Raw genomic sequence first — 7268 nt, forward strand, 5'->3', positions numbered from 1 at the left:
TGCGCTGCGCCAGCCGCAGTCCGTGGCTGCGTATCGGCAGCTGCTGTGGCAAGGCTGGACGGACGCCGTGCGCCAACTGCACCCAATGGGCGGCATCTGGAGCTTCTGGGACTATCAGGCCGGCGCCTGGCCACGCGACCATGGCTTTCGCATCGATCATCTGCTGCTGTCACCGGCGGCGGCTGATCGGCTGCAGGATGCCGGCGTGATGAAGGATGTGCGCGGCCAGGAAAAGGCCAGCGATCACGCCCCGGCCTTCTGCGTGTTGCGTTAACGCGGATCTGCCGGCGGCTGCGCCGGTTCCTTCAGTGTCTTGTCCAGCCAATTGTCGTCCAGCCGCGGTGGATCGTCGGCGGGGGGCGACTCGCCGTCCATGGGCGGAGCTTCGTCCATGGTGATGCCATAGCTTTGCGCATCCGGTTCCGGCCCAAGGCCTTCCTCTGCTGTTTCGGTCATCAGCGCCTCGGGCGGCGTGCCGCCCACCGCACGCGCCATGAACTGGGCAAAGGCGCGGGCCGGCGCGCGGCCACCGGCCAGGCCGCGCACCGCCTTGGCATCATCGCGGCCCATCCACACGCCGGTGGTGATGCCGCTGGAAAAACCGATGAACCAGCCATCCTTGTTGCTGCTGGTCGTGCCGGTCTTGCCCGCCAGCGGCCGGCCGATCTGGGCGGCGCGAGCGGTGCCTTCTTCCACGGCGGCCTGCATCAACTGGGTCATCTGCGCGGCCACCACGGGGGCGACCACCTGGCGGGTTTCGCCTTCGCTGCGGTTGTAGAGCACCCGGCCCGATCCGGTTGTGATGCGCGTGATGGCAAAGGGCGCATTTTCCAAGCCGTTGTTGGCCACCGTCGCATAAGCATTGGTCATTTCGAACAAGGTGACTTCCGATGCGCCCAGCGCCATCGCCGGCTGGCGGCTGATCTGCGTGGTAATGCCAAAACGCCGGGCCATTTCGGCCACCGTGTCAAAGCCCACCTGTTCCGCCAACTGGACCGCCACCGTGTTGATCGATCGGGCGAAGGCCTGGCGTACGCTCACCGGACCAACGAACTGGCCATTGTCGTTCTTCGGGCTCCAGTTACCGATGCTCACCGGCTTGTCTTCATAGATGTCGTCGGGCGTCACGCCGCTTTCCAGTGCTGTGGCATAAACGAAGAACTTGAACGCCGATCCGGGCTGGCGACGTGCGACAATGGCCCGGTTGTAGTTTGAGCGCACATAATCGGTGCCGCCCACCATCGCTTTCACACCGCCATCGCGGGCCAGCGCCACCAGTGCGCCTTGGGCACCATTGGGCGCTTCGGCGCGGATCGCGGCTTCGGCATAACGCTGCATCTGGCTGTTCAGGGTGGTTTCCACCAGCAACGGTTCATTGGCTTCGTCGGTCAGATTCTCCAGCTCGGCCAGCACCCAATCAGTGAAGTAGCGCACCCCGGCCAAGCGTGCCTGAGGGGCAAACTGCACCAGGCGCGGATCGGCGGCAGTGGCCTCGTCCGTCGTGATGCCACCCTGTTCCACCATCACTGCTATCACGGTCGCGGCGCGTTTGCGGGCCGCTTCGGCATCGGCCGACGGCGAAAAGCGCGACGGCGCCTTCACCAACCCGGCGATGATGGCAGCTTCTTCCAGGGAAAGCCGGCGGGCGCTGTGGCCATAGAATTTGCGGGAAGCGGCATCTACGCCATAGGCACCGCCGCCGAAATAGACGCGGTTCAGATAGAGTTCGAGAATATCTTCCTTGGCAAACTTGCGCTCGATCGCCAGCGCCAGCACCACCTCACGCAGCTTGCGCGTGTAATCCTTGGACGCGGTGAGGAACAGGTTGCGGGCCAGCTGCTGGGTGACGGTGGAAGCGCCTTGGGCCTTGTTGCCGCGCGCCGTGTTGACCACGAACGAACGGACGATGCCAATGGGATCGATGCCGGGGTGATACCAGAAGCGCCGGTCTTCCACAGCGATCATGGCATTCTGCATCGTCGCCGGAATTTCGGCATAGCTCAGCCATTCACCATAGCTGGGGCCAAAGCTTGTCAACACAGTGCCATCGTCGCTGCGGATTTCCACCGGCTGGCCATTGGGACTACGCTTCATATCCTCGAAGGAGGGCAGGTCTCGATAGGCCAGCGCAACCGCGACCGTGAGCGCGATGAACAGTGCGAGGCTGGCTACCAACCCCCATTTCAGGAGGCTGATATACCAGCGGTTCTTCTTTGGGCGCGGAGCGGGGCGACGTTGGGGCACGTGGGTGTATTATCCAGCAAATACGGCAGCTATTGGGCAGAGCAGGCGGAACAGGCCGGATCTTTCGGCAAGGTGATGGATCGGAAGCGGCCGGCCATCGCGTCGAACAGGGTGATCCGCCCTGCGCTGGACGGCGAAAACCCGGACAATTCGCGGATCGCCTCCATCGCCATCAGGCTGCCGATCACGCCGGTCAGCGCGCCGAGCACGCCAACAGCAGCGCAATTTCGTTCCGGCTGGTCTTCGGGATTGCCGACGAAGCAGCGATAGCAGGGCAGGGCGGGATCATACCCCTTGAACACCGCGACCTGGCCATCGAATGGCCCGACCGCGCCCGAAACCAGCGGCACGCCTGCGGCCAACGCCGCATCGGCCACCAGCAGCCGCGTCGTGAAACTGTCGCAGCCATCGATGATCAGATCATGGCCGGCCAGCAGCGCATCGACGTTGTCCGCCTCCAACCGCAGCGGCACCGCCACGGTTTCCACATGCGGATTGAGCGCGTGCAGATGGGTTGCGGCGCGCTCCGCCTTCATCTCGCCAGCGTCGGCGGTTTCGAACAGCACCTGGCGCTGCAGGTTCGAAAGCGCGACCGCGTCATCATCGATGATGGTCAAACGGCCCAAGCCAGCCGCCGCGAGGTAGAGCAGGCACGGGCTGCCCAGTCCGCCGGCTCCGACCACGGCCACCCGCGCGCGGGCCAGCGCCCGTTGGCCGCGCCCGCCGAATTCGGGCAGTACCAGGTGACGGGCGTAACGCTCCAGCTCGTCGTCAGAGAAATTCACGTGTGGACGCCGGTAGAGCCGAAGCCACCGGCACCGCGTTGGGTGTCGTCCAGCGTGTCCACCACGGCCAGCGTCGCCCGCGTCACCGCGGCCGGCACCAGTTGGCAGATGCGCATGCCGCGCTCGATGGAAAAGGGTTCGCTCCCCAGATTGATCAGCAGTGCCTTCACCTCGCCGCGATAATCGCTGTCGATGGTGCCGGGGCTGTTGGGCACGGAGATGCCGTTCTTCATGGCGAGGCCGGAGCGCGGCCGCACCTGCACTTCATAGCCTTCGGGGATCGCCATGCAGAACCCCAACGGCACCGGGAAGCGTTCGCCCGGCATCAGCACGATGGTCTCTGCCACCGCCGCCACCGCGTCCATGCCGGCCGCGCCAGCCGTCGCATAGGCGGGCAGGGGCAGGCCTTCACCGTGGGGCAGGATGGTCAGAGGAATGTCGATCATTTGCTTCCCGAAAAATGCGCGGCAATGCGGGCGGCGAGGGTGGTGGCGACCGCGTGCTTGGTCTGCGCGCCCCAATCCTCGCTGCCCGTGGCGGTGATCAGATGAACATGGTTTGAATCGCTGCCGAACACGCCTTCTGAAACATCGTTGGCCACAATCCAGTCCGCACCTTTCTTCAGGCGCTTGGCAGCGGCGTGGGGGATGAGATCATGGGTTTCGGCGGCAAAGCCCACCACCAGCGCTGGGCGCTGGGCGTGATGGCCTATGCCGGCAAGGATGTCCGGGTTCTCGGTCAGGCTCAGCGGCGGCGGGGCGCTGCCGTCCTTCTTCAGCTTTTGTGGGCTCACCTCGGCCCGCCAATCGGCAACCGCGGCCACCATCACGGCGATATCGGCGGGCAGGGCGGCCTTGCAGGCGTCTTTCATGTCGCGCGCGGTCATCACGTCGATGCGGGTGACGCCGGCCGGCGTCGCCAGATGCACCGGCCCGGCCACCAGCGTGACGCGCGCACCCAGGCGGGCCAAAGCGGCGGCAATGGCAAAACCCTGCTTGCCGGAGGAATGATTGCTGATGAAACGCACCGGGTCGATCGGTTCAAGCGTCGGCCCGGCGGTGACCAGCGCGTGGCGGCCCAGCAATGGCTTGGAGCCGAACTGCGCTGCAATCGCTGCCCCAATGGCTGCAACTATCGCCGGCACTTCCGGCAGGCGGCCGGGGCCAAATTCACCGCAGGCCATCGCGCCGTCATCGGGCTGCATCACCGTTATGCCGTCGCCGCGCAGCGTGGCGATATTGCGCTGGGTGGCCGGGTGCAGCCACATGCGCACATTCATCGCCGGCACCATCAGCACCGGCTTGTCGGTGGCCAGCAGCAATGTGGTGGCCAGATCATCGGCCATGCCCGCCGCCGCGCGCGCCATCAGGCTGGCCGTGGCCGGGCACACCACCACCAGATCGGCGGCGCGGGAAAGCTGGATATGGCCCATCGCCGCTTCGTCCTCCAGATCCCAGAGGCTGGTGCGCACCTTCTCGCCGGCCAGCGCCGAAAGCGACAGCGGCGTGACGAAGCGCGCCCCGTTCTCGGTCAGCACCGGCAACACCTTGGCCCCGGCACGCCCCAGTTCGCGCACCAGTTCGAGCGCCTTGAAGGCGGCGATGCCGCCGCCCACGATCAGAAGGATGGTCTTGCCTTGCACAGTCGTCCGCATAGCCCAGTGTTGTCAGTGATGCCAGCGGTGCGGCAACCCGCATTGCAGTCGGGCGATTCGACGATTAGCGTCAGTCAACTGAGGATTTTCAGACCGGGGGAAACAGACATGGCCGAAGATTGGGCGATAGACGTGCGCAAATACGCGCCGGATGCAGATGCCGATATCATCGCGGGCTTGGTTCGCTATTGCGGCATCGCGCTGCGCAACCGCGATTCGTCGCTGGTCTCCTTTTCGGAGAAGACCGAGACCGACCGGGTTAAGGCCAGTTTCCTGCGCAAGAAGCTTGGCCTGACTGATGCCGACGCGGTGCTGGACGCTGCCATAGCCGCGGTTGGCGAGCGCATGAAGGCCGATCGCACCAAGAATCGCGTCACCGTCTATTATCTGCTGGCCGACGCCTTTGGCCGGCTGGAGGATTTCCGTCCCAAGACCAAGGCCGGCAAGGCCACGGCGGCACCGGCCGATCCGGAACCGGTTGTGGTCGCCCCGGCCAAGGCCAGCAAGGCCAAGGCCAGTAAGCCCAAGGCCGCCAAGCCGGCCGCTGCCGTACCTGCGGCCGAACCGTTGATGGCGCCGCCGCCACCACCCCCGCCACCACCCCCGCCGGCTCCGCCGCCACCGGCCATGGAGCCGGTTGCTGCGCCGCAGCCGATGCTGGCCGCTGCCACGCTGGCGCGGCCGACGCCTAAGCCGCAAAAAGGCAGCGGCTTGCTGTGGCCGCTCACCACCGCGCTGGTCGTCTTTGGCGGCATTGCGGCTCTGATCATCGCCGGCAGCAAATGATCAGCTGAGGCGTTTCGTGTACACCGTGGTGGGCGCCATTTCGCCATCGGGCATCAAGGCATAGGCCGGGATGTCGCCCACCTTTTCCCAGCCGGACCGTTCATAGAGCCGCGCCGCTGCCGATCCGCTGATCGTGTCAAGCACAAGCGTCGTGCGCCCCCGTTCCAGTGCCAGTGCCTCCACTGCCATCAGCAGCGCAGCGCCCACCCCGCGCCCGCGCGCCCGCTGTGCCACCATCATCTTGGCGATATCGGCGCGGTGTGGCTGGTTGGGCATGGCGGCGGGCACCAGGCTCACCGTGCCGGCCACGCCGTCATCATCGAGCGCCACCAATATTCGCACCTCGCCCTGCGCCGCCGCTGCCAGCCGGCCCTGCCACCAGGCCAGCGATTGCGCCTGATACAATCCGGCCATGAATCCAATGGAAGCGCCGCCAGCCACCGCCTCCACCATCATGGCGGCAAGACCTGGCAACAGCGCGGCATCAGTGTCCGGATCGAGCGTTCGAATGATCATGGGCGCCACGTTGCCAAAGCACTGCTCGTTCATCCAGTGGCCGGTTGACGGCCCAATTCCCGGCCGTCACTGTGCTGGACGGGGAGAATTTGATGCTGTCAGGTCCGTTGCGCTGGGCGATCATCCTGATCGGGGCTGCCATCGCGCTCAATTACATCGATCGCGGCGCGGTGAGCGTGGCAGCGCCGCTGATCAAGGACGAATTCGGCCTGACCAACGAGCGTTATGGCGTCATCGTCTCCAGTTTCTACTGGACCTATGTGCCCGCCCTCGCGCTGGCCGGCTGGCTGGCCGACAAGATCAGCGTGCGGTTGCTGATGGCGCTGGGCGTCGCCACCTGGGCGCTGGCCACCATCGGCATGGGCTTTGTTGGCACCGGTGTGGCCGGCGGCATCACCGGGCTCTTGTTGCTGCGCCTGCTGATGGGCCTGGGCGAAGGCGTGGCCTTTCCCTGCGGATCGAAACTGATCGCCCGGGTACCAGAAGGCGCCCGCAGTCTGGCCAATGTCTCGTTATCGGGCGGATTGGCCCTCGGTCCGCTGATCGGCACGCTGGGCGGCGGTTTCATCATGGAATTCTGGGGCTGGCGCGAGATGTTCATCATCTTTGGCCTGGTGACCTTGGTGTGGCTGGTGCCATGGTGGCTGGCCCGGCGCGGCATCGAAGAAGGTGAAGGCAAGCAGGAGGCGACGCTGGATGCCGCCGTGCCGCTGGCCCAGGTTCTGCGGCAACCGGCGTTCTGGGCCATCACATTGCTGCATCTGGCGGGCACGTTCGGGCTCTATTTCATCGTCGGCTGGTTGCCGCTGTGGTTGGTGAAGGTGCGTGGCTTTTCGATCATCGACATGAGCCTGCTCACCAGCGTCTTCTACATCGCGCAGATCATTGGCGGCACGGCAGGTGCATGGCTGATCGATCTGGCCATCCGCCGCGGCGCCGATGGGTCTGTGTGGCGACGGCGCATGCTGTTCGGCTCGGTCTTCGCCTATGTCGGTGTCGATGACTGCTTGGTTGTTGGCCTTCCCATCCTCGCGCAGCACGTGCTCAATCTCATGTCGCAGAACGAACCAGAAGTTATCGATCCGGTCGAAGCGAAGCGTCATGCCAATGACCGGCTTGTCTCCGTCGATCCAGAAGCAGGCGCCGTCCATCCTCGATCCGGCCATGGGTTCCACGAAGACTAGGCGGACGCCGGCCTCAGCCAGGATCCGAGGCACATGGCGCACTTCCTCCGGCGAAAGCGTGAGGGCCTTGAGCTTGTCGACCGCCGCGAGCAACTTGGT

General features: G+C 65.4%; 7 protein-coding genes and 1 pseudogene. 3 read left to right on the plus strand and 5 right to left on the minus strand.

Annotated elements, in window-relative coordinates; genetic code table 11:
* Positions 1-274 (plus strand): annotated as a pseudogene (locus RT662_RS12600) (exodeoxyribonuclease III); the annotation flags it as partial.
* On the opposite strand, the gene RT662_RS12605 reads toward RT662_RS12600, so the two are convergent.
* The 4 genes from RT662_RS12605 to coaBC are packed head-to-tail and all read right to left on the minus strand — an operon-like array spanning position 271 to position 4683.
* A complete protein-coding gene (locus RT662_RS12605; RefSeq protein WP_313671055.1) occupies positions 271-2244 on the minus strand; it encodes a PBP1A family penicillin-binding protein in 1974 nt (657 codons plus the stop codon). The pseudogene RT662_RS12600 and the gene RT662_RS12605 overlap by 4 nt on opposite strands.
* 29 nt (positions 2245-2273) lie before the next feature.
* Positions 2274-3029 (minus strand): molybdopterin-synthase adenylyltransferase MoeB, encoded by a 756-nt coding sequence (locus tag RT662_RS12610; RefSeq protein ID WP_313671056.1) that lies wholly within the window; start codon positions 3027-3029, stop codon positions 2274-2276.
* Entirely contained in the window at positions 3026-3475 is a 450-nt protein-coding gene (gene dut / locus RT662_RS12615) for a dUTP diphosphatase (RefSeq protein WP_313671057.1), read from the minus strand. Before dut ends, RT662_RS12610 begins: the two co-directional genes overlap by 4 nt.
* The gene (coaBC, locus tag RT662_RS12620) at positions 3472-4683 is read right to left on the minus strand and encodes a bifunctional phosphopantothenoylcysteine decarboxylase/phosphopantothenate--cysteine ligase CoaBC (RefSeq protein WP_313671058.1); all 1212 of its coding nucleotides are present in this window, start codon (positions 4681-4683) and stop codon (positions 3472-3474) included. Before coaBC ends, dut begins: the two co-directional genes overlap by 4 nt.
* A 108-nt stretch (positions 4684-4791) precedes the next feature.
* Here coaBC and RT662_RS12625 point away from each other — a divergent pair, with 108 nt between their 5' ends.
* Positions 4792-5469: a DUF2853 family protein gene (locus tag RT662_RS12625; protein WP_313671059.1), complete on the plus strand. Its 678-nt coding sequence runs from the start codon at positions 4792-4794 to the stop codon at positions 5467-5469.
* On the opposite strand, the gene RT662_RS12630 is transcribed toward RT662_RS12625, so the two are convergent.
* A complete protein-coding gene (locus RT662_RS12630; protein ID WP_313671060.1) occupies positions 5470-5985 on the minus strand; it encodes a GNAT family N-acetyltransferase in 516 nt (171 codons plus the stop codon).
* A 92-nt stretch (positions 5986-6077) separates the two neighbouring features.
* On the opposite strand from RT662_RS12630, the gene RT662_RS12635 reads away from it, so the two are divergent.
* A complete protein-coding gene (locus RT662_RS12635; RefSeq protein WP_313671061.1) occupies positions 6078-7169 on the plus strand; it encodes an MFS transporter in 1092 nt (363 codons plus the stop codon).
* Positions 7170-7268: the final 99 nt, after the last annotated feature.

This window comes from Sandarakinorhabdus sp. (genome assembly GCF_032115815.1).
Lineage (GTDB): Bacteria > Pseudomonadota > Alphaproteobacteria > Sphingomonadales > Sphingomonadaceae > Sandarakinorhabdus.